The organism is Bacillus sp. JJ1609 (genome assembly GCF_036967045.1).
GTDB lineage: Bacteria > Bacillota > Bacilli > Bacillales > Cytobacillaceae > Mesobacillus.
This window is the reverse complement of record NZ_JBALSS010000004.1, coordinates 101,068-124,871: the sequence shown is the minus strand read 5'-3', so window position 1 is coordinate 124,871 and position 23,804 is coordinate 101,068. Positions and strand designations below refer to the sequence as shown.

The window sequence follows — 23,804 nt, the reverse complement described above, 5'->3', positions numbered from 1 at the left end:
CCGCGGAAAGCGAAGCGCCTGGAACGAAAATCAACAGCCTTGTTTAACAGACCCTTATAAAAAGTAAGAAATCGTCCGTGCAGCCTTTTCCTTGACGGAAAGCAGCATGTTAATCCGATTCAGTTCCTGAAGTGTCGCCTTTTGGGAATTAAGGATATCCTCTGTAACGATATGATTTACTTTTTTGATAAAAGCATGATCATAAATCAAACAATTCAATTCATAATTTAGAAACATGCTTCTTTTATCAAAATTAGCCGTTCCTGCGTCACACACTTGGTCATCGATAATAACAACCTTGGCATGGTAAAATCCTTTTAAATATTGGTATACCTCCGCGCCTTCCTTAAGCAGTGTCCTTAAATAAGGATGGGAGGCTTCTTTTACTAAAATATGATCTGCTTTGTGAGGAACGAGAATTGTGATAGCGACACCTTTTTTTAGTGCATCCAGTAAAAGATTAAAAATTCTCTTACTTGGAATGAAATAAGGGGTGCCAATGAAAATCGATTTTTTAGACTCGGTGATCAGGTTTGCAAAAAGTTCCTCGAGCAGAATTCCTTCTGTTGGAACGAGCCGCTGGCGGATTGACCCTTTTTCCAAAGGCGGAAAATATGCCTTGTCGTTTAGGAGATTTACCTTAGCAGCTGCTCGCCAATCCTCGAGAAACTCTTTTTGCAGGTCCATGACTCCTTCACCGGTCATTTTTAAATGGTAGTCGCGCCATGGTGACAGCTTTGGGTCCTGATCATAATATTCCTTACCAATATTAAAGCCGCCAAGGTAAGCGATGTGGCCGTCAATGACAGTAATTTTACGATGGTTCCGCACCTGTGAGGAATAAAAAAGGAAAGGGAATTTCGGTGTTTGAGAATAGGCGAATTCGACACCGGCATCCTTCAAGGATTGGATCGACTTCCGCTTCAACCCGCTGCCGACCCAGTCTACCAGAAGGCGGACTTCGACACCTTCTTGAGCTTTTTCTTTTAAAATCGTAAGAAACTCCTGGCTTATTTTATCATCCTGAACAATGTAAAACAGAATATGAATGTGCTGCTTTGCTTTTTTTATTTCTGAAAAAAGGTCCCCAAACAGCTCAGGACCTTTTGCAAAAATGGCAAGGTTACTTTCTCTCATAGGTAAAACATTTCTATTTACGTTTGACAGATGTTTTTTTCTTCCGAGGATAAAGTCTGCATACACCCACAAGGCAAGCCCTGCTATAATCCAAAATAAAATCCATCCAATCTCCATAGCGATTCGGCTCCCTTTAAAGTATTTATTTTATCTTTGCCGAAATTGCATGTTATATGTTATGTTCCTGTAAAAGAGGGAGTATAAACAATTTTCAGAAATGAAAGGAAATGAGTTGACTGAATGCTCATTCATTATATAATGGAAATAAGGGTATATTCAGAAAATTGGTTTGTTTAAAAATTTTTATCCAAAAATCAGCATCGAAAGGGGTAAACGATTTTATGAACGGTCTGCTTTGGATCAATCTTATCGCGTTCTTGCTTGTAACCGCTTACGCAGTCAGTTTGTTCGTTTATGTGGTTAAAACGAGAATCGAATACATCAAGCTCGGCAAGAAATCGGAGTTTGATGATGATGTAAAAGAGCGTGTAAGAAGAATCTGGGTACATGTATTTGGCCAGAAAAGACTTTTGAAAGACAAAAAAAGCGGTATCATACACGTTATGTTTTTTTATGGATTCATTCTTGTCCAGTTTGGGGCAATTGATTTTATTTGGAAAGGTTTAAAGCCAGGCTCACATTTACCGCTTGGACCACTGTATCCAGGCTTCACGTTTTTCCAGGAAATCGTGACATTGACGATTCTTGTTGCAGTCGTATGGGCTTTTTACCGTCGTTATGTTGAAAAGCTTGTCCGTTTGAAGCGCGGCTTTAAAAACGGTCTTGTTCTTCTGTTTATTGGCGGATTGATGCTTTCTGTCCTGCTTGGAAACGGAATGGGCATGATCTGGCATGGTCATGAGGGTACATGGACAGAGCCGGTTGCATCGCTTATCGCAACCGTATTCAGCGGAATTCCACAGACAGCCGCCATCACGATTTTCTATATCGCATGGTGGATCCATTTGCTGTTCTTGCTGGCATTCCTTGTATACGTGCCACAATCAAAGCACGCACACTTAATCGCAGGTCCTGCCAATGTGTATTTGACTAAGGTTGATTCTCCAGGAAAGATTAAAAAGATTGATTTTGAAGACGAGACTCAGGAAACTTTCGGTGCCGGTAAAATCACCGATTTCAATTATGAGCAAATGATCGATTTCTATGCCTGCGTTGAATGTGGCCGCTGTACGAATATGTGTCCGGCAACCGGTACAGGCAAAATGCTGTCACCAATGGATTTGATCGTCAAGCTCCGTGACCATTTAACACTGCACGGTGCGGCTGTCACTTCCAAGCAGCCATGGGTTCCTACATTCGCTTTTGGGAATACGAAAGGCAATCAAATCGCGCTTGCAGCAGCGGGACAAGGTGCAGAGGAAGCAGCTGCAGGTCTTGCATACAATCCAAGCATGATTGGCGATGTAATCACTGAAGAAGAAATCTGGGCATGTACGACGTGCCGTAACTGTGAAGACCAATGTCCGGTTATGAACGAGCATGTTGACAAGATCATCGACCTTCGCCGTTACCTCGTATTAACAGAAGGTAAAATGAACGCTGACGCACAGCGCGCAATGACGAATATCGAACGCCAGGGTAACCCTTGGGGCTTGAACCGTAAGGAAAAAGAAGACTGGCGCGAGCTTCGCGACGATGTCGTTGTTCCTACGGTAAAAGAAATGAAAAAAACAGATGAAGAATTTGAATACTTATTCTGGGTTGGCGCGATGGGTTCCTATGACAACCGCAGCCAGAAAATCGCGCTATCATTCGCTAAGCTTCTGAACGAAGCAGGCGTCAAATTCGCGATCCTTGGAAATAAGGAAAAGAACTCCGGCGATACTCCACGCCGTCTTGGAAACGAGTTCTTGTTCCAGGAGCTTGCGACGAAAAACATTGAAGAATTCGAGAAAAATGAAGTAAAGAAAATCGTTACGATTGACCCTCATGCATACAATATCTTTAAGAACGAATATCCTGACTTTGGACTTGAAGCAGAGGTTTATCACCATACAGAGCTTCTTGCGCAGTTAGTGAAAGAAGGAAGACTCGTTCCGAAGCATGCATTGAACGAAACGATTACTTTCCATGATTCGTGCTACCTTGGAAGATACAATGAGGTTTATGACGCACCGCGTGATATCTTAAAGGCGATTCCAGGCGTAACATTGAAGGAAATGGAACGAAACCGCGATACCGCAATGTGCTGCGGCGCCGGTGGCGGCTTGATGTGGATGGAAGAAGAAACAGGGCACAGGATCAATGTTGCCCGTACAGAACAGGCATTATCAGTGAATCCTTCCGTCATCAGCTCCGGATGCCCATACTGCTTAACGATGCTTTCCGATGGAACGAAAGCGAAGGAAGTAGAAGAAAGCGTAGATACACTCGACGTAGCAGAACTGCTAGAAAAGTCGGTTTTTGGAGAACTAAAACCACTCCTATCATAAGATAAATCAATGCTCACACCCAAATAGTAGAAGTTGACTCACCTGAAAAATTCGATGAATCTATTTTGAATTTTTAGCAAAGTGTTTCAATTTCTACTATTTTTAAAGTAAAATGAATAGTATGATAAAGCGCTTACATCTATGGATGCCGAATCGGCAAATCAACCTCTTAGAAATTCATCAATTTTTTACATTTCATTTAAAGGTTTATTTTTTAAGCTAGTTATCGAGCGAGCGTTCAGTCATCGTAACTTGGACCAGATGAGAATTTATTTTTTTCACTTATTAATAGATTAGTAGGGGAGAGATAATCATGGGTAAAACAGTCATTTTAGCAGGAGCAAGAACACCTTTCGGCAAGCTTGGCGGAGCGCTGAGTGGATTTACTGCAGGCCAGCTAGGGGGAATCGCGGTAAAAGAAGCGCTACTACGAGCAGATGTTAATCCTGAGGAAGTAGGCGAAGTCATCCTTGGAACTGTTCTTCAGGGAGGACAGGGGCAGCTTCCTTCACGCCAGGCAGCGAGAGAAGCGGGTCTTCCGTGGGAAGTAAAGACAGAAACGGTTAATAAGGTTTGTGCTTCTGGAATGCGCAGCTTGACTATTGGCGACCAGATCATCCGTGCGGGAGATGAGGAAGTCATTGTCGCTGGCGGAATGGAATCGATGAGCAACGCACCGTACCTTCTGCCAAAGGCGCGCTGGGGCTTGAGAATGGGTGATGGCCAGGTGAAGGACTTAATGATTCATGACGGCTTGACTTGCAGCTTCAAAGGTGTGCACATGGGCACATATGGAAACGAAGTCGCAAAAGAATTGGAAATCGGCCGCGAGGAGCAGGACCAGTGGGCATACCGCAGCCACCAGAGGGCAATCGAAGCCATCGAATCAGGCAAGTTTGCTGAAGAAATTGTTCCTGTCGAAGTGCCGCAGCGAAAAGGTGACCCTATTCTAGTTCAGCATGATGAATCGCCAAGGAAGGATACTTCGCTTGAAAAGCTTGCAAAACTGGGCTCTGTATTCAATTCAGACGGTACAATCACAGCTGGTAATGCGCCAGGCGTCAATGACGGTGCGGCGGCTCTTGTGCTGATGAGTGAAGAGCGTGCCCAGCGTGAAGGAAGGACACCACAGGCAGTCATTCTTGGGCATGCGGCGATCGCGACTGAAGCGAAGGACTTCCCAAAAACACCTGGATTGGTGATTAACGAGCTGTTGAAGAAAACAGGGAAATCCCTTGAGGAAATCGACCTTTTTGAAATCAATGAAGCCTTTGCTGCTGTAGCTTTGACTAGCGGACGCATCGCGAACCTTGATCCTGAGAAGGTCAATGTAAACGGCGGAGCGGTTGCCCTTGGACACCCAATCGGGGCGAGTGGGGCGCGCATCATCCTTACCCTGATGCATGAACTGAAGCGTCGCGGTGGCGGGGTCGGCATTGCGGCGATCTGCAGCGGCGGTGGCCAGGGAGACGCAGTGATGATTGAGGTCCCGAAGCAATAAGGTTACTGGATAATAGATTAACTTGATATGAAGTTTGATGGGGAGGGCAGTTTGATTCTGCCCTCTGTTGATATGAAATTTTTAATGAAGCTGGAGGAGAAACGATGAGTGTTCAAACAATTATGGTAATCGGTGCAGGCCAAATGGGGTCAGGGATTGCCCAGGTATGCGCACAGGCAGGATACAGCGTGTTATTGAATGATCTCAAAGCCGAATTCGTTGAACGTGGATTGGCTGGAATCAAGAAGAATCTTAGCCGCCAAGTAGATAAAGGACGAATGACTGGTGAACAGCTAGATGAGATCGTTGGCAGAATTACATCTTCACATGACTTGCAAGATGCAGCAAGGGTTGACCTTATCATTGAAGCGGCTGTTGAGAACATGGACATCAAGGCAAAGATTTTCGCCCAGTTGGATGAAATTGCTCCAGCTCATGCGATTCTTGCTTCTAATACTTCATCCTTGCCGATTACAGAAATCGCTGCGGCTACTAAACGACCTGAGAAAGTAATAGGCATGCACTTCATGAACCCCGTTCCAGTGATGAAGCTTGTTGAAATCATACGCGGACTTGCAACGGCGGATGAAGTCTATCAAACAATTGAGGATATTACAAAAACCCTGGAAAAGGTACCTGTAGAGGTAAATGATTTTCCTGGCTTCGTATCAAACCGCATTCTGATGCCAATGATCAACGAAGCAATTTACACGCTGTACGAGGGCGTCGCCACGAAGGAAGCGATCGACGAAGTCATGAAGCTCGGCATGAACCATCCAATGGGCCCGCTGACACTAGCAGATTTCATCGGCCTCGACACATGCCTCTACATCATGGAAACACTGCACGAAGGCTTCGGCGACGACAAATACCGCCCTTGCCCACTGCTAAGAAAATACGTAAAAGCAGGCTGGCTCGGTAAAAAATCCGGCCGCGGCTTCTACACATACCAATAACAACACACTAACACGTTAAAGCGCTGGGGGTCAGACCCCCGATGCGGTGATGCGGTGAAGTGCTGGGGGTCAGACCCCCGGGGCTTTAAAGCGGTAAAGGGAGGTTGGCATATGAATCTTAGGTTTACGGAAGAGCAGGATATGATGCGGAAGATGGTGCGTGATTTTGCGCAGAGTGAGATTGCGCCGTTTGTTGAAAAGATGGAGGATGGCGAGTTCCCAAAGGAAATCTTGAAGAAAATGGGCGAGCTTGGTTTGATGGGGATTCCGGTTCCTGAGCAGTATGGTGGCGCAGAGATGGATTTTATTTCTTATATCATCGCCATCCATGAGATTTCTAAGGTGAGCGCGACGGTTGGCGTGATCCTTTCAGTCCATACATCAGTAGGCACGAATCCAATTTTATATTTTGGAACAGAAGATCAAAAGCAGAAATACGTACCGAAGCTGGCTGCGGGTGAATACCTTGGAGCTTTCTGTCTAACGGAACCGAGCGCTGGTTCGGATGCGGCAAGCTTGAAAACGCGGGCGGTAAAGAAGGATGGCCATTATGTATTGAACGGCTCTAAGGTGTTCATTACGAACGGCGGCGAAGCAGATGTTTACATTGTCTTTGCTAACACAAATCCGGAAGCAGGTACAAAGGGTGTGTCGGCTTTTATTGTTGAGAAGGACACTCCAGGCTTCATCGTGGGCAAGGATGAGCACAAAATGGGCCTCTATGGTTCTCGTACGGTCCAGCTTACGTTCGAAGACATGAAGGTACCTGAAGAAAACCTGCTCGGCCAGGAAGGCGAAGGCTTTAAAATCGCGATGAGCAACCTGGATTCCGGCCGGATCGGAATTGCCGCACAGGCGCTGGGGATTGCGGAAGCGGCTTTAGAGGCAGCAACTGAATATGCAAAGGATAGACAGCAGTTCGGAAAACCAATCGCTGCTCAGCAAGGCATCGGCTTCAAGCTTGCCGATATGGCTACTTCCGTTGAAGCTGCGAAACTATTAATCTATCGCGCAGCCCAGCTTCGCTCCGAAGGACAAAAATGCGGCTTGGAAGCATCGATGGCAAAGCTTTTCGCTTCAAGGACAGCTGTAGAAGTGGCAACAGAAGCGATCCAGGTATTCGGCGGCTATGGCTATACGAAGGAATATCCGGTTGAACGCTATTTCCGTGACGCGAAGGTGACTGAAATTTACGAGGGCACCAGTGAAATCCAGAAGATTGTTATTAGTAAGCAGTTATAAAGTTTATTGGGTACTAGTTTTAATTGAATGATTCTGTCATAGACTTTCAATTTAAAAAGCCCTGTTGATTGGAACGGAAGACGCGAGACTCCTGCGGGATCAGCTGGACAGGTGAGACCCCAGAGACGCCAGCGGGTGCGAGGAGGCTCAGCGCCTCCCCCCCCCCGCGGAAAGCGAAGCGTCTGGAGTGGAAATCAACAGACTAGTTTAACAAGGCGAATATAAATCCAACAGTTACGGAGGAAACAAAAATGAATTTTAGATTATCCGAAGAACATGACATGATCAGAAAAATGGTACGGGATTTTGCGAAGAATGAAGTGGCTCCGACTGCTGCTGAACGTGACGAAGAAGAACGCTTTGACCGCGAGATTTTTGACAAAATGGCTGAGCTTGGCCTGACAGGGATTCCTTGGCCTGAAGAGTACGGCGGAATTGGCAGTGACTATCTAGCATACTGCATCGCAGTTGAAGAATTGTCCCGCGTATGTGCATCCACAGGGGTAATGCTTTCTGCACACACTTCACTTGCGGGCTGGCCGATTTTCAAATTCGGCAATGAAGAACAAAAGCAAAAATACTTAAGACCAATGGCGGAAGGCAAAAGCATTGGCGCATACGGCCTTACTGAACCAGGAAGCGGCTCTGATGCAGGTGCAATGAGAACGACTGCAAAAGAAGACGGCGACCACTATGTGCTGAACGGTTCTAAAATCTTCATCACAAACGGCGGCGTGGCTGACATTTATGTCGTGTTCGCTTTAACAGATCCAACAAGCAAGCATAAAGGAACAACAGCTTTCATCGTCGAAAGCGACTTCCCAGGCTTCTCCGTTGGCAAGAAGGAGAAAAAGCTAGGGATCCGTTCATCTCCAACAACTGAAATCATTTTTGAAGACTGCCGCGTTCCAAAGGAAAATATCCTTGGCGAAGTTGGTGAAGGCTTCAAAATTGCGATGATGACACTCGATGGCGGCCGCAACGGTATTGCTGCTCAAGCTGTAGGTATTGCGCAAGGCGCGCTTGATGCAGCGGTTGGTTATGCAAAAGAACGCCAGCAATTCGGCAAGCCAATCGCTGCCAACCAGGGAATCGGCTTCAAGCTTGCTGACATGGCTACTTCTGTTGAAGCTGCAAGATTGCTGACTTACCAGGCTGCATGGCTAGAGTCTGAAGGACTTCCATATGGCAAAGAATCTGCAATGTCCAAGTTGTTTGCTGGTGACACTGCGATGAAGGTAACAACTGAAGCTGTCCAGGTATTCGGCGGCTATGGCTATACAAAGGATTATCCAGTGGAACGCTTCATGCGCGACGCGAAAATCACGCAGATTTACGAAGGAACACAGGAAATCCAGCGCTTGGTTATATCACGTATGCTGACAAAATAAGGCCTTTGGAAAAATGGGAAACAAGGCGGGTAGAGAAGTGATGAAGAAGCGAGAAGTGCAGGCATCGGTAAAAGATGAGCGCCTGGTGAAAAAGAGGCGCGACCAGATGATCAAAGGGGCCGTTACCCTTTTCAAGCAGAAGGGATTTCACCGCACTACGACCAGAGAGATTGCCCGGGCTTCAGGCTTTAGCATCGGTACCCTTTATGAATATATCCGCACAAAGGAAGACGTCCTTTATCTAGTCTGCGACAGTATATACGACGAGGTTCGCAACCGTCTTCAGGAAAACCTTGATACGAACCAGGGGACTCTTGAAAGCCTGAAGGTGGGAATTGCGAACTACTTCAAGGTAATGGATGATCTTCAGGATGAAGTACTTGTCATGTACCAGGAAGTAAAATCGCTGACAAAGGATGCCCTTCCCTATGTGCTAAAAAAAGAAATTGAAATGGTTGCGATGTTCGAAGACGTGATCCAGCGCTGCGTCGAAAATGGCGAGCTGGATTTGGATGAAAAGCACGTCAAAATCATCGCCCACAATATTTTCGTCCAGGGGCAGATGTGGGGATTCCGCCGCTGGGCACTGCAGAAGCTGTATACACTTGAAGAATATACAGAACTGCAGACCGAACTGCTTTTCAGGGGGATAAAAGGATCGGAAATGAAATTAAGAACAGGGGGTACAGAATGAGTATGACGGAAACATATAAGCCAAAAAATCATATTCGCTTTGTGACAGCTTCAAGTTTGTTTGACGGCCACGATGCCTCAATCAATATCATGAGAAGAATTCTTCAATCACTGGGTGCTGAGGTCATTCACCTCGGGCATAACCGTTCCGTTGAAGAGGTTGTGAATGCCGCCATTCAGGAAGATGCACAGGGGATTGCGATTTCTTCCTATCAGGGCGGACACGTGGAATATTTTAAATACATGTATGATCTTTTAAAGGAAAAAGGCGCGGGCCACATCAGAATTTATGGCGGTGGCGGAGGGGTCATCATTCCTCGGGAAATAAAAGAGCTTCATGAATACGGAATCGCGCGCATTTTTTCTCCGGAAGATGGAAGGAAGTATGGCCTTAATGGCATGATCGAGCAAATGATCAAGGAATGCGATTTCCCGACTGTGACAGCAGAAGGCGTCGAGGAAATTGAAAAGCTTGAGTCAGGTTATCCAAATGCAGTTGCGAAGCTGATTACTCTTGCTGAGCAGCAGGTTGGTTCGGAAAAAGAAACTGCAGCGGCAGTAGAAAGCTTAATGGAAAAAGTGAAGACGATGACGAAAGCTGTTCCTGTCGTTGGAATCACCGGTACAGGCGGCGCAGGTAAAAGCTCGCTGACAGATGAACTGATCAGGCGCTTCATCAATGAAATTCCTGAAAAACGCGTAGCGATTTTATCAGTTGATCCTACTAAGCAAAAAACAGGCGGAGCGCTGCTTGGCGACCGAATCCGTATGAACGCGATCTTCTCTCCACGAGTTTATATGCGAAGCCTTGCTACAAGGAAATCAAAATCCGAGCTATCGCTTGCGATTAAAGATGCAATCGATGTTGTAAAAGCAGCAGGCTTTGACCTCGTTATCGTTGAAACAAGCGGCATCGGGCAGGGAGACGCTGGAATTACAGAAGTGTGCGATGTTTCAATGTACATCATGACGAGTGAATTCGGCGCACCTTCACAGCTAGAGAAAATCGATATGATCGATTACGCTGACTTGATTGTCATCAACAAATTCGAGCGCAAGGGCTCTGAAGATGCAAAGCGCCAGGTGCAGAAGCAGTACCAGCGCAGCCATCTACTATGGGACAAAGACCTGGATGAAATGCCTGTGTACGGCACGATTGCCAGCCAGTTCAACGACCCAGGCACAAATGCTTTGTTTGCTAACCTTATCAATAAAATCAATGAAAAAGCGGGCACGAACTGGACGACAGTTTTTTCCACAAATGCAATCGTTGAAAAGCAAAATATCATCATTCCAAACGACCGCCGTTATTACTTGAGAGAGATTTCTGAGACGGTCCGCGGCTACCATAAGAATGCGGCCGAACAGGCTGAGCTTGCTCGCAGATTGTTCCAAATCGAAGGAACAATTGAGGCAGTAAAAGAAAGCCAGACATACAGAGAAGTCCTTGAATCCCTTGAAGTATTGAAAGAAGAGCTTGTGAAAAAGCTGACTCCTGAATCAAAGAATATCATCGAAAACTGGGAAGCATTGAAGGAAAAGTATAGTGCTGACAAGTTCGTGACAAAGATCCGTGATAAGGAAATCGTCACTGAATTGAAGACGAAGAGCTTGTCCGGCTTGATGATTCCAAAGGTAGCATTGCCGAAATACAAGGATTATGGCGAGATTTTACGCTGGGTATATCTTGAGAATGTACCGGGCAGCTTCCCTTATACAGCAGGAGTATTCCCGTTCAAACGTGAAGGGGAGGATCCAAAGCGCCAGTTCGCTGGAGAAGGAACGCCAGAAAGAACAAACCGCCGTTTCCATTACCTTTCTAAGGATGATAGTGCAAAGCGCTTGAGCACAGCTTTTGATTCCGTAACCCTTTATGGTGAAGATCCGGATTACCGTCCTGATATTTACGGAAAGGTCGGAGAAAGTGGAGTAAGTGTTTGTACGCTTGATGATATGAAGAAGCTCTATGCAGGCTTCGACCTTTGCCATCCATCGACATCTGTATCGATGACAATCAACGGTCCGGCTCCAATCATCTTGGCAATGTTCATGAACACAGCGATAGAGCAGCAGGTGGAAAAGAAGGAAGCCGAGCTTGGACGCAAGTTGACGGAAGAAGAGTTTGCAGGCATTAAGGAAATGACGCTGCAAACAGTCCGCGGTACAGTGCAGGCTGATATTTTAAAAGAAGACCAGGGACAGAACACGTGTATCTTCTCTACTGAATTCGCGCTAAGAATGATGGGCGATATCCAGCAGTATTTTATCGATGAAAAGGTCCGCAACTACTATTCTGTTTCGATTTCTGGCTACCATATTGCTGAAGCAGGTGCGAACCCGATTTCGCAGCTGGCATTCACGTTGTCGAATGGCTTCACATATGTTGAGTACTATTTGAGCAGAGGCATGAAGATCGATGACTTTGCACCTAACTTGAGCTTCTTCTTCTCGAATGGCCTTGACCCTGAATATTCCGTGATTGGCCGTGTAGCCCGCCGTATCTGGGCAACAGTAATGAAAAACAAGTACGGTGCGAATGAGCGAAGCCAGAAGCTGAAGTACCATATCCAGACTTCAGGCCGTTCTCTGCACGCACAGGAAATCGATTTCAACGACATCCGTACAACGCTTCAAGCCTTGATGGCGCTGCACGATAATTGCAACTCACTTCATACGAATGCTTATGATGAGGCCATCACAACGCCTACAGAGGAATCAGTTCGGAGGGCGATGGCAATCCAGATGATCATCACGAAGGAGCATGGATTGACGAAAAACGAAAATCCGCTACAAGGTGCATTCATTATCGAAGAGTTGACTGATTTGGTAGAGGAAGCAGTGCTTCAAGAGTTCGAACGAATCAATGATCGCGGCGGCGTGCTTGGCGCAATGGAAACACAGTACCAGCGCGGGAAAATCCAGGATGAGTCCATGCATTATGAAATGAAGAAGCATTCTGGAGAACTGCCGATTATCGGTGTGAACACTTACCTGAATCCGAATCCTCCATCTGAAGAAGAAGTCGACAACATGGAGCTTGCAAGAGCGACGACTGAAGAAAAAGAAACACAGATCCGCAATCTTGAATCATTCAAGGATATGAACAAGGATCATTCAGAAGAAGCACTTAAACGCCTGAAGGAAGCGGCAGTCAGCGGCGGCAATATTTTTGCTGAGCTGATGGAGACAGTGAAATACGCTAGTCTTGGCCAAATTACAAGGGCGCTATATGAAGTGGGCGGCCAGTTCCGCAGGAATATGTAATGAAAGAAAATTTTACGAAAAATTGGAAACATCCCATGTTTAAAAAACGGGGAGTTTGTGAATAAAGGTAGGACACAACTAGAAAAATATGACATCATTGCAGGATGGCTTGTAGGCTTACTATAAGCCATTCCTGCATTTAATCACTATTAAGTCGACTGCAGAAAAACAATTTTATAAAACTTTTACATACATTTTTCCAACATATCTTATATAATCTAACTATAGGCTCATTTCGAAGACGAAACAGAGCGATAGAAACAAGTAAATCAACTAGAGTTGGTACATACGACCTACTGCAGGATGTGAATGAATTGAGATTGGTGTTGCTTACAGCAGGAGCGGCTACAGCAGCTGCAGCCTCATACTATCTATATCAGCGTCAGCTCGGTGCCATACCTTTTTTTCTTCTCTCAATCTTTTTCTTTTACCTGGCTTATACCCAGCTATCAAGAAAAAAGAAGAACCAGCGGACACGTCAACATGAAGCCGGGATAGAAAGCGAAAAAAGCGATAGAAACGACAGATAAAACTAGCATAAAGGTTTAGAATTTGTTTATAATGTAGAATATGCATTCTGGGATATTTTCCTTGTTTTCGGACGCAATGCCGGGTAAGGCCTGGAATAGAGAAAGGAAGTGCGAAGGTTGAGTCTAAAACAATACTCAAAAGAAGAGCTTCAAGAAATGTCTTTGATTGAAGCCGCATTCGAACTACTAAAAGAGAAGAAGCAGGCAGTAACATTTAATGAGTTAATGAATGAAATTGCGAAGGTTCTTGAACTGAGCGAAGCTGAAGCAACTGAAAAAATGGTTCAGTTTTATACAGATTTAAACATAGATGGCCGATTCATGTCACAGGGAGAATCCCGTTGGGGACTGCGTGTTTGGTACCCTGTTGACCAAATGGAAGAGGACAATGTCACTACAGTCAAGCCTAAGAAGAAGAAATCGAAGAAAGCGGTTGATGAGGATGATATCGAAGACTTCGACGAAATCGATGAGGATGAACTTGACTACGACGATATCGACGAATTCGATGAAGATGATGAAGACGATGATCTTCTTGATGATGACGATGAGGACGAAATTGACGAAGAAATCGAAGATACTGAAGACTTCGAGGATGACGATGAATTGCTAGAAGACGAAGAGGAAGACGAAATCCCTCTCGAAGATGAAGATTTAGAGGAAGACGAAGATCTGTAAATCACAGCTTGACTTTTAGTATGACCGGCTGTAGAATACTTTTTGGGCTCCTTAAAAAAGGACGATTATTTAAAACAGCGACAAAACGCTCCCCATACTTTGTATGCGGGGCGTTTTTTTATTTTCCCCGGAGAACAGGCTCATGGACGGAAAATAGCATGATCTGAGCCACATCAAAGAGCAAAAAATTTATTAATAAATCAATTAAACAGGTGCATATTGTACAAACTGTTTGATGAGGGGGATTACATTATGGCAAAGTATATTTTTGTTACCGGTGGCGTAGTTTCGTCACTTGGAAAAGGGATCACAGCAGCATCCCTAGGCAGATTGCTGAAAAACAGGGGCATGAACGTTACAATCCAGAAATTTGATCCATACATTAACGTGGATCCTGGGACAATGAGCCCTTATCAGCATGGTGAAGTATTCGTTACAGACGATGGTGCTGAAACGGATTTGGACCTTGGCCACTATGAGCGTTTCATCGATATCAACCTAAATAAGTACTCCAACGTAACAACTGGAAAAATCTACTCAACAGTTCTTAAAAAGGAACGCCGCGGCGATTATCTTGGCGGAACTGTACAGGTTATTCCACACATCACAAATGAAATCAAAGACCGTGTCTTCCGCGCTGGTAAAGAAACAGGCGCTGATGTGGTTATCACAGAAATCGGCGGAACAGTAGGGGACATCGAGTCATTGCCGTTCCTGGAAGCGATCCGCCAGATTAAAAATGATGTTGGCCGCGATAATGTCATGTACGTCCATTGTACTTTGGTTCCTTACATCAAAGCTGCTGGCGAAATGAAAACAAAACCGACTCAGCACAGCGTAAAAGAATTGCGCAGTCTTGGAATTCAGCCAAACATCATCGTTCTTCGTACAGAAATGCCTATTTCACAAGATATGAAAGACAAGATCGCTCTTTTCTGTGACATCGATAAGGACGCAGTTATTGAAGCTGCTGATGCGGATACTCTTTACTCCATTCCGCTGGCATTGCAGGAACAGAAGATGGACCAGCTTGTATGTGACCACTTCAAGCTTGATTGCGGCCAGGCAGATATGACAGAGTGGAACGCGCTTGTTGAGAAAGTGACAAACCTTTCCGGTAAAACAAGAATCGCTCTTGTAGGTAAATATGTTGAGCTTCAAGATGCATACATTTCTGTTGTTGAATCATTAAAGCATGCAGGCTATGCATTTGACAGCGATATCGAAATCAAATGGGTTAACTCAGAAGAAGTAACAGCTGAAAATGTCGTTGAACTACTGAACGATGTGGATGGAATCCTTGTTCCTGGCGGCTTCGGCGATCGCGGTATCGAAGGAAAGATCCTTGCTACGCAATACGCACGCGAGAACAAAGTTCCATTCTTCGGAATCTGCCTTGGCATGCAGCTAGCATCTGTTGAATTTGCCCGCAATGTACTTGGACTTAAGGATGCTCACTCTGCAGAAATCATGCCAAGCACACCATATCCAATCATCGACCTTCTTCCTGAGCAGAAGGATATCGAAGACCTTGGCGGAACACTTCGCCTTGGATTATATCCATGTAAGCTTGATGAAGATACAAAAGCATACGCTGCTTACCAGGATGAAGTCATTTATGAGCGCCACCGCCATCGTTACGAGTTCAATAATGAATATCGACAGGCAATGGAAAAAGCAGGCTTCCTATTCTCTGGTACAAGCCCAGACGGCCGCCTTGTTGAAATCATCGAGTTAAAAGATCACCCATGGTTCCTGGCATCCCAATTCCACCCGGAATTCACATCAAGACCAACACGCCCGCAGCCATTATTCAGAGACTTTATTGAAGCATCAATCAAATCTCGTCGATAATATTGCGTGAAATACACAAAAAGCCGGTACATTTTCCCCTCGATATAAGGGGAATGTACCGGCTTTATTTGTTGTTATGGGATATACGATGGATTATGCCTGGAATATTGAAGAAAAACATATCGATTTTCAGCTGAAAAGCCTGAAAATCGATTTTAATACCAGTTGCGGCGATGATAATACCAGTTGGATTTAATTTAATACTAGTTGCGATGAATATAATACCAGTTGGAAAGGATTTAATACCAGTTGGATCAAAGTAACACCGGAAACAGCAAAAGATTGCATAGATCCTATCCCTTAATTTAGTTTGCTTGGGAGACAGTTCTACTGTTGCAGAGGGTAGTTTACTTGTTGAATCGGTTATTCACCAGTTGGACTTCGTTATTCACCAGTTGAACTTCGTTTTTCACCAGTTAAAGTCTTTTTTTCACCAGTTGACTTGATCACCAACAAAAAAAGTAACTAGTACTCCTCCAAAATCTCCTCAATCGTAAACTTCAGCCCAAAATAGATAAACAGGGCGGCCATGGAAGTTGGAAAGCCAACTCTGTTGCCCAGTTCATCCGGCAGCAAACCTTTTGTCATGCGTAAATCGATATGGACGTCTGCAAGGTTATCAAGGCCTTCCACATCAGCTTCTCCGCGGACAGTGGAAATTGCCACAAAGGGGATTCCTTTTTCCTGCAAATTACGGGCCACTCGAACAGCCTCTGAGTCATCAGAATAACGGCTTACAATTAGCACGCGGTCGGCAGCTTCCAACTCTGCTTCATCTGTTAAAATAGAGGCGGATTGCAATGGTTCCTCTCCGTATATGGCTTCCAGTCCAATCGCATTCATTTCCCTTGTTCCCAAAATATAGATCGTGCCTTGTCCGGCTGCAGCCTGTGCCAATAACCGTGCGCCATCTTCAATCGAATATTCTTCTTTATCCTGCAGTCTTTTAAATAATCCAGTTAACTGTGTCGAAAACATTTTTAACATAAAAGCACCTCCGTCTTTGCCAATATTGATTATATAGGACTACAATGAGAAGGTAAAAGGTCCTGTCGAAAAATAACTTTAAAAATATGGCAGGAATTTCAATAATTTTAACGAAATATGTAATTGGGGATAAACCGAAGAGCGTTTCCTGGACCAACATCTAAATCAAGACTATTTTCGCCAGCATTTTGCATAATGCAAAATACGCAAAAAAGTGATGAAAAGTGTCTGAAAAACTTATTAGGGGGAAGAGGCGGCATGAAAGAAAAAATACTTATTGTTGACGACCAGTTTGGCATCAGAATTCTACTTAATGAAGTGCTGCAAAAAGAAGGTTATCAAACGTATCAGGCTGCAAATGGCGTCCAGGCCCTGGATATCGTTAAAAAGCATCCACCGGATCTAGTCCTATTGGATATGAAGATTCCAGGCATGGATGGAATTGAAATTCTTAAGAGAATGAAGGTCATCGAGCCGGACATCCGTGTCATCATTATGACCGCTTACGGTGAGCTGGATATGATCCAGGAAGCAATGGACCTCGGAGCACTCACTCATTTTGCAAAGCCGTTTGATATCGATGATATCCGCGCAGCTGTGAAAAAATACTCGCAAACAGTTTCATAAAGGTTTTACGACAACCTGTTTCTTTAACATTTTTACTATTTCGTAAGAAAAAAACCTGATTTTTTATACATAGTAATGTCCCTCTTGAATTTTTTGAGAGGGGCTATTTTATATTTGTTAATTACACAAAATGGAATTTTTTAAGTTAAAAAGAAAGTTAATTGATTAATCAAATTATTGGCAGCGTTTCCTTTATAGCATTTTTATGACACTTGCAAAAACAAGGGTTGAACAATGGCATTTCTGAATTTCTTTTGGTATGATACATATGAATTCCACAGGATCAGATTCGTTTTGGCGAAACCTTTCTCGGGTACATAAACAAATGCAGAGAAGGAAAACCTTTAAAATGGTAGTATAGTCAAAATGAAGAAGATCATATCGAAGGAGGAAAAATAATGCCTTTAGTTTCAATGACTGAAATGCTGAAAAAAGCGAATGCGGAAGGCTACGCTGTTGGGCAATTTAACTTAAATAACCTTGAGTTCACTCAAGCGATTCTTCAAGCTGCAGAAGCTGAGAAATCACCAGTTATCCTTGGTGTTTCTGAGGGTGCTGCACGTTACATGGGTGGCTTCAAAACGGTTGTGAAAATGGTAGAAGGTTTGATGGAGGACTATAAAACTACAGTTCCTGTCGCAATTCACCTTGACCATGGTTCAAGCTTCGAAAAATGTAAGGAAGCAATCGACGCAGGATTCACTTCTGTCATGATCGACGCTTCTCACGGTCCTTTCGAAGAGAACGTTGAAATTACTTCGAAAGTTGTTGAATACGCACATTCAAAAGGAGTTTCTGTTGAAGCTGAACTAGGAGTAGTTGGCGGACAGGAAGATGATGTAGTTGCAGCCGGAGTTATCTATGCTGATCCTAAAGAATGTGAAGAACTTGTTAAGCGCACTGGCATTGACTGCCTTGCTCCAGCACTAGGATCTGTTCACGGCCCTTACAAAGGTGAACCAAACCTTGGTTTTAAAGAAATGGAAGAAATCAACAAAACTGCTGGTGTACCATTAGTATTACACGGCGGAACTGGAATCCCTACAAAAGATATCCAGAAGTCCATCTCTTTTGGAACAGCTAAAATCAACGTTAACACTGAAAACCAAATCGCTTCTGCTAAAGCAGTTCGTGAGACTCTTGCTGCGAAGCCGGAAGAGTACGATCCACGTAAATACCTAGGACCTGCTCGCGATGCTATTAGAGAAACTGTAGCTGGCAAAATGCGCGAATTCGGTTCTTCTAACAAAGCGTAAAAGGCAATAAATTCTGTTATAATTAAAACCGCCTTACTATAAGGCGGTTTTATTCCATTTTAATGTGATTGAAAATTTTGTCGACTGGAGGCGTTTACAAATGAAGTTTTTTATCGATACTGCCAATATGGAAGAAATTCGCGAGGCCTATGCACTGGGAATTCTATCAGGTGTCACAACGAATCCTTCCCTTGTAGCAAAAGAAAAGAATGTTACTTTTGAAGACCGCTTGAAGGAAATCACTGAGCTTGTACCTGGTTCTGTAAGTGCAGAAGTAATTGCACTTGATGCAGAGGGAATGATCAAAGAGGGCAAGGAGCTTGCAGCGATCGCTCCAAACATTACAGTCAAGGTACCTATGACTCCAGAAGGCCTCAAGGCAGTCTCTGTTTTTTCAAAAGAAGGAATCAAAACAAACGTAACACTCGTTTTCAGTGCGAACCAGGCATTGCTTGCAGCAAGAGCAGGAGCTACATACGTTTCCCCATTCCTCGGAAGACTGGATGACATCGGCCACAATGGTCTTGACCTAATTTCAACGATCGCCGATATTTTCACAATCCACGGAATTGAAACAGAAATCATTGCCGCTTCCATCCGCCATCCACAGCACGTAACGGATGCAGCATTGCGAGGAGCGCACATCTCAACAGTTCCTTACAAGGTCATCCAGCAAATGTTCAACCACCCGCTGACAGACAAAGGAATCGAAGCCTTCTTAAAAGACTGGAATTCCCGAGGATAAGCCACCGCTTTACCGCACTACCGCATTGGGGGTCAGACCCCCAATGGTTTAAAGCGTTAAAGTGGTTGGTTTTTGAGTTTTGGATCATGGTTTAGGAACTTTTACCCAATTTGAGGTTTTTTGCATTTTATTACATGAATTTGGGAATATCGTGTAAACTAGAGGAATAGAAAACTGCCGGAATCTGACTATATTTGTTGGAAAAATGTACCTTGTATTTCCGGAGAAAATTTTAATTATAGACGAGCCTAAATCGGTCTTAGCTGACACATTGTTTGCTTCTCCAGCTTGACCTTTACATATCACGGCTTAGAAGGGAGTCAAAAATGGAAAAGCTTAAGATTGCTGGCGGTTATCCATTAAAAGGAACTGTTCGGATCAGCGGTGCCAAGAATAGTGCGGTAGCCTTGATCCCCGCGACGATTTTAGCAGAATCGCCGGTTACCATTGAAGGTTTGCCGGATATTTCCGATGTTCATATGCTAAAAGATTTGATGGAGGAAATCGGCGGTTCAGTTGAGTTTGCGAACAATGAAATGACGGTTGATCCGTCTTCCATGATTTCCATGCCTTTGCCGAATGGAAAAGTGAAAAAGCTGCGAGCATCCTACTACTTGATGGGAGCAATGCTTGGTCGTTTCAAAAAGGCTGTCATTGGCCTTCCTGGCGGATGTCATTTGGGACCTAGGCCGATTGACCAGCATATAAAAGGTTTCGAAGCACTAGGAGCAAGTGTCACGAATGAGCAGGGTGCCATTTACCTGCGAGCGGACGAGCTTCGTGGTGCAAGGATTTATTTAGATGTTGTCAGCGTAGGGGCAACAATTAATATCATGCTTGCTGCTGTACGTGCAAAAGGCCGGACCATCATTGAAAATGCGGCAAAAGAGCCTGAAATCATTGATGTCGCGACATTGCTGACAAATATGGGAGCAAAAATCAAAGGTGCGGGTACAGATGTGATTCGTATCGATGGGGTAGACGAGCTTCATGGCTGCCGCCACACGATCATTCCTGATCGGATCGAGGCGGGCACTTACCTGATTCTTGGTGCGGCTATCGGTGAAGGTGTGCTGATCGACAATGTCATTCCTCAGCACATTGAATCTCTCGTGGCGAAGCTGAAGGAAATGGGAGTTAAGATTGAAGCTGGTGACGAACAAATATTTGTTGCTCCTGCCGATAAATATAAATCAGTTGATATTAAAACCCTTGTTTATCCTGGTTTCCCAACCGACCTGCAGCAGCCGTTTACATCTCTGCTGACAAGAGCGGAGGGTTCAAGTGTTGTGACTGATACAATATATGGCGCTCGATTCAAGCATATCGACGAGCTAAGAAGAATGAACGCCAACATTAAAGTAGAGGGCAGATCAGCTATCATCAGTGGCCCTGTTAAGCTTCAGGGAGCAAAGGTGAAAGCCAGTGATCTTCGCGCCGGCGCAGCCCTAGTCATCGCCGGTTTGATGGCTGAGGGTGTTACGGAAATCACAGGAGTGGACCATATCGACCGTGGCTATAGCCATATCGTAGAAAAGCTGAATGGCCTAGGTGCCACAATTTGGCGTGAAGATATGACGTCTGAAGAGCAAGAAGAGATAAAAAAATCATAAAAAGTATAGTACAATGGAGTTGTACAATACAAAAAAGTAGTACTAATGCCTATCGAAAAACGAAAAAGTATAGCATATTTGACCGTCGACGATCTAGCCACGTCCTGTGACAAGATCGACGTCAGGCCTTCCTGTGCAAGTCCGGCAGGCTTAAGACAGTTCCTGATGAATAGAGGGAGACGTCTTTTGACCTGAGGACCCCCAGGTGCTGAAGCTAAACATTTTCAGGTGGACATTAGCGCTTTCATGATTAGGGGAGGATCCGATGGAACGTAGCTTAACGATGGAGCTTGTCCGCGTAACCGAAGCAGCAGCGCTTGCTTCAGCCCGCTGGATGGGCCGTGGTAAAAAAGACGAGGCTGATGATGCTGCAACTTCAGCAATGAGAGATGTTTTTGACACGATTCCGATGAAAGGCACGGTCGTAATCGGTGAAGGGGAAATGGACGAAGCACCGATGCTGTATATCGGTGAAAAACTTGGGACAGGCTATGGTCCGCGTGTGGATGTAGCGGTTGATCCGTTGGAAGGAACGAATATTGTCGCATCAGGTGGCTGGAATGCTCTAGCTGTACTTGCAGTAGCGGATAACGGCAACTTGCTGCATGCGCCGGACATGTATATGGATAAACTTGCGGTTGGACCCGAAGCAGTCGGGATGGTTGATATCAACGCTTCCGTTCTCGATAACCTGAAGGCAGTCGCAAAAGCGAAAAATAAAGACATTGAAGATGTCGTGGCAACGGTGTTAAATCGTCCTCGCCATGAGCATATCATTGCACAGCTTCGCGAAGCAGGGGCAAGGATCAAGCTGATTAACGATGGCGATGTTGCCGGTGCGATCAATACGGCGTTTGATTTTACAGGCGTTGACATCCTGTTTGGATCAGGCGGAGCACCTGAAGGCGTAATTGCTGCGGTAGCATTGAAAAGCCTCGGCGGAGAAATCCAGGGGAAATTGCTTCCGCAAAATGATGCTGAACTAGAGCGCTGCAAGAAGATGGGTATCGATGTGAATAAAATCCTTCTTATGGAAGACTTTGTCCGTGGAGATGACGCGATTTTCGCAGCAACAGGCGTAACTGACGGCGAATTGCTGAAGGGTGTTCAGTTCAAAGGCTCTTATGGCTCCACACATTCAGTCGTAATGCGTGCGAAATCAGGCACAGTCCGTTTTATTGAAGGCCAGCACAGCCTGAAACATAAGCCTCATTTTGTGATGAAATAAGAATTTTTTTGTCCATGATTGCAAACCCTTCCAAACTAGCTCCATTAATCCGACTCTATGATTAATGGAGCTAGTTTAAAAATATATTGATTATTTTTCCTGATTAAGGGTAAAATAAAAATTGTTTTTACTTCGAAATCTGCTTGCATCCAGGCTCTTTTCGTAAAGATCTAAATTCAGAAAAGAAAGTCTTCATTAATTCCTTCTTACATCCTTCAAGGGAAACTCATTTCTTCTTTTTCCATCCATATCTTCTAAAATCTAAATTCTTTTTTTATTTTTTATGGGGGAAAACGAAATATTTTAAGGCGTGGTGACATTATGGAAGTTAATATTTCAAGCTTAGAAAATATGAAATTAAAAGAGCTGTATGAACTTGCAAAGGAATATAAAGTTTCTTACTACAGCAAATTGTCAAAAAAAGAACTGATTTTTGCCATCCTAAAAGCACGTGCAGAACAGCAGGGTTATTTTTTCATGGAAGGTGTCCTGGAAATCATCCAGTCGGAAGGGTTCGGTTTCTTGCGTCCGATCAATTATTCGCCAAGCTCCGAGGACATTTATATTTCAGCTTCGCAAATCCGTCGTTTTGACTTGAGGAACGGTGACAAGGTTTCAGGTAAGGTGCGTCCTCCAAAGGAAAACGAACGCTACTTCGGCTTGCTTCAGGTAGAAGCAGTGAACGGCGACGACCCGGAATCTGCAAAGGAAAGGGTACACTTCCCTGGACTTACGCCTCTATATCCTGACCGCCAGATGAAACTGGAGACGACCCATAATAAGGTCTCTACAAGAATCATGGATGTCCTCGCACCAGTCGGGTTCGGACAGCGCGGTTTGATCGTTGCTCCGCCAAAGGCTGGTAAAACGATGCTGATAAAAGAAATCGCCAACAGCATCACAACGAACCATCCTGAAGCAGAACTTATTGTTCTGTTGATTGATGAGCGTCCTGAAGAGGTAACCGACATTGAGAGATCGGTAGCAGGCGACGTTGTCAGTTCGACTTTCGACGAGGTTCCTGAAAACCACATCAAGGTTGCTGAGCTTGTTCTTGAAAGGGCGATGCGTCTTGTTGAACACAAGCGTGATGTCATCATCCTGATGGACAGCATTACACGCCTTGCGCGTGCGTATAACCTTGTCATCCCGCCAAGCGGACGTACCCTCTCAGGTGGTATTGACCCGGCAGCGTTCCACCGTCCAAAGCGTTTCTTCGGTGCTGCGCGTAATATCGAGGAAGGCGGCAGCTTGACGATTCTTGCAACTGCGCTCGTTGATACTGGTTCACGTATGGACGATGTCATTTATGAGGAGTTCAAGGGAACTGGTAACATGGAGCTTCATCTTGACCGTTCACTTGCAGAAAGAAGAATCTTCCCGGCTATCGATATCCGCAGATCCGGAACTCGTAAGGAAGAACTGCTTATTCCAAAGGATCACCTTGATAAGCTATGGGCAATCCGCAAGTCGATGTCAGATTCTCCTGACTTCGCGGAAAAATTCCTGCGTAAATTAAGGCAGTCCAAATCGAATGAAGATTTCTTTGCAGTCCTTGGTGAAGAAATGAAGGGCAATACAAAGCGCCAGTAATTTTATTTTTTGCTGTATTGAAGGGCATATCGAGTTTTAGCACCTGTTGATTGGAG

The 23,804-nt window shown here is 44.7% G+C and carries 18 protein-coding genes; 16 read left to right on the top strand and 2 right to left on the bottom strand.

The window, feature by feature from the left end; translation table 11 throughout:
- Window positions 1-54: 54 nt before the first annotated feature.
- Window positions 55-1,254 carry a cardiolipin synthase gene (gene cls / locus V7654_RS03025; RefSeq protein WP_335428362.1) on the bottom strand — a complete coding sequence of 400 codons (1,200 nt, stop codon included), beginning with the start codon at window positions 1,252-1,254 and terminating at the stop codon, window positions 55-57.
- 224 nt (window positions 1,255-1,478) lie between these two features.
- Here cls and V7654_RS03020 point away from each other — a divergent pair, with 224 nt between their 5' ends.
- From V7654_RS03020 to V7654_RS02975, 10 genes are all read left to right on the top strand, one after another.
- The gene (locus V7654_RS03020) at window positions 1,479-3,590 is read left to right on the top strand and encodes a (Fe-S)-binding protein (protein ID WP_335428360.1); all 2,112 of its coding nucleotides are present in this window, start codon (window positions 1,479-1,481) and stop codon (window positions 3,588-3,590) included.
- 313 nt (window positions 3,591-3,903) lie between these two features.
- Complete coding sequence (locus tag V7654_RS03015; protein ID WP_335428358.1) at window positions 3,904-5,091, top strand: acetyl-CoA C-acetyltransferase; 1,188 nt, start codon at window positions 3,904-3,906, stop codon at window positions 5,089-5,091.
- A gap of 104 nt (window positions 5,092-5,195) precedes the next feature.
- Window positions 5,196-6,047 carry a 3-hydroxybutyryl-CoA dehydrogenase gene (locus tag V7654_RS03010; RefSeq protein ID WP_335428356.1) on the top strand — a complete coding sequence of 284 codons (852 nt, stop codon included), beginning with the start codon at window positions 5,196-5,198 and terminating at the stop codon, window positions 6,045-6,047.
- Window positions 6,048-6,158: 111 nt separating this feature from the next.
- On the top strand, window positions 6,159-7,289 hold the full coding sequence (locus V7654_RS03005) for an acyl-CoA dehydrogenase (protein WP_335428354.1): 1,131 nt from the start codon (window positions 6,159-6,161) through the stop codon (window positions 7,287-7,289).
- Window positions 7,290-7,540: 251 nt separating this feature from the next.
- Window positions 7,541-8,680 carry an acyl-CoA dehydrogenase gene (locus V7654_RS03000; RefSeq protein WP_335428352.1) on the top strand — a complete coding sequence of 380 codons (1,140 nt, stop codon included), beginning with the start codon at window positions 7,541-7,543 and terminating at the stop codon, window positions 8,678-8,680.
- Between the two features lie 40 nt (window positions 8,681-8,720).
- Window positions 8,721-9,374, top strand: a complete 654-nt coding sequence (locus V7654_RS02995) for a TetR/AcrR family transcriptional regulator (RefSeq protein ID WP_335428583.1) — start codon at window positions 8,721-8,723, stop codon at window positions 9,372-9,374.
- A gap of 2 nt (window positions 9,375-9,376) precedes the next feature.
- On the top strand, window positions 9,377-12,637 hold the full coding sequence (gene icmF / locus V7654_RS02990) for a fused isobutyryl-CoA mutase/GTPase IcmF (protein ID WP_335428581.1): 3,261 nt from the start codon (window positions 9,377-9,379) through the stop codon (window positions 12,635-12,637).
- Window positions 12,638-12,960: 323 nt separating this feature from the next.
- The gene (locus tag V7654_RS02985) at window positions 12,961-13,167 is read left to right on the top strand and encodes a hypothetical protein (protein ID WP_335428578.1); all 207 of its coding nucleotides are present in this window, start codon (window positions 12,961-12,963) and stop codon (window positions 13,165-13,167) included.
- A 117-nt stretch (window positions 13,168-13,284) separates the two neighbouring features.
- Window positions 13,285-13,845 carry a DNA-directed RNA polymerase subunit delta gene (rpoE, locus tag V7654_RS02980; protein ID WP_335428351.1) on the top strand — a complete coding sequence of 187 codons (561 nt, stop codon included), beginning with the start codon at window positions 13,285-13,287 and terminating at the stop codon, window positions 13,843-13,845.
- 252 nt (window positions 13,846-14,097) lie between these two features.
- On the top strand, window positions 14,098-15,699 hold the full coding sequence (locus V7654_RS02975) for a CTP synthase (RefSeq protein WP_335377284.1): 1,602 nt from the start codon (window positions 14,098-14,100) through the stop codon (window positions 15,697-15,699).
- Window positions 15,700-16,164: 465 nt separating this feature from the next.
- Here the strand turns inward: V7654_RS02975 and V7654_RS02970 are convergent, their stop codons facing one another.
- Window positions 16,165-16,686, bottom strand: coding sequence for a DUF2529 domain-containing protein (locus V7654_RS02970; protein WP_335428348.1), 522 nt, complete (start codon window positions 16,684-16,686; stop codon window positions 16,165-16,167).
- A gap of 258 nt (window positions 16,687-16,944) precedes the next feature.
- On the opposite strand from V7654_RS02970, the gene V7654_RS02965 reads away from it, so the two are divergent.
- The 6 genes from V7654_RS02965 to rho all read left to right on the top strand — a co-directional run bounded on the left by V7654_RS02965 (window position 16,945) and on the right by rho (window position 23,748).
- Window positions 16,945-17,313, top strand: coding sequence for a response regulator (locus V7654_RS02965; protein WP_207501374.1), 369 nt, complete (start codon window positions 16,945-16,947; stop codon window positions 17,311-17,313).
- Window positions 17,314-17,711: 398 nt separating this feature from the next.
- The gene (locus tag V7654_RS02960) at window positions 17,712-18,569 is read left to right on the top strand and encodes a class II fructose-bisphosphate aldolase (RefSeq protein ID WP_207501373.1); all 858 of its coding nucleotides are present in this window, start codon (window positions 17,712-17,714) and stop codon (window positions 18,567-18,569) included.
- A 100-nt stretch (window positions 18,570-18,669) separates the two neighbouring features.
- Window positions 18,670-19,314, top strand: coding sequence for a fructose-6-phosphate aldolase (fsa, locus tag V7654_RS02955; protein WP_335428344.1), 645 nt, complete (start codon window positions 18,670-18,672; stop codon window positions 19,312-19,314).
- A gap of 326 nt (window positions 19,315-19,640) precedes the next feature.
- On the top strand, window positions 19,641-20,927 hold the full coding sequence (locus V7654_RS02950; protein ID WP_335428342.1) for a UDP-N-acetylglucosamine 1-carboxyvinyltransferase: 1,287 nt from the start codon (window positions 19,641-19,643) through the stop codon (window positions 20,925-20,927).
- A gap of 265 nt (window positions 20,928-21,192) precedes the next feature.
- Window positions 21,193-22,155 carry a class II fructose-bisphosphatase gene (gene glpX / locus V7654_RS02945; protein ID WP_207501370.1) on the top strand — a complete coding sequence of 321 codons (963 nt, stop codon included), beginning with the start codon at window positions 21,193-21,195 and terminating at the stop codon, window positions 22,153-22,155.
- Window positions 22,156-22,473: 318 nt separating this feature from the next.
- A complete protein-coding gene (gene rho, locus V7654_RS02940; protein ID WP_335377394.1) occupies window positions 22,474-23,748 on the top strand; it encodes a transcription termination factor Rho in 1,275 nt (424 codons plus the stop codon).
- Window positions 23,749-23,804 lie beyond the last annotated feature (56 nt).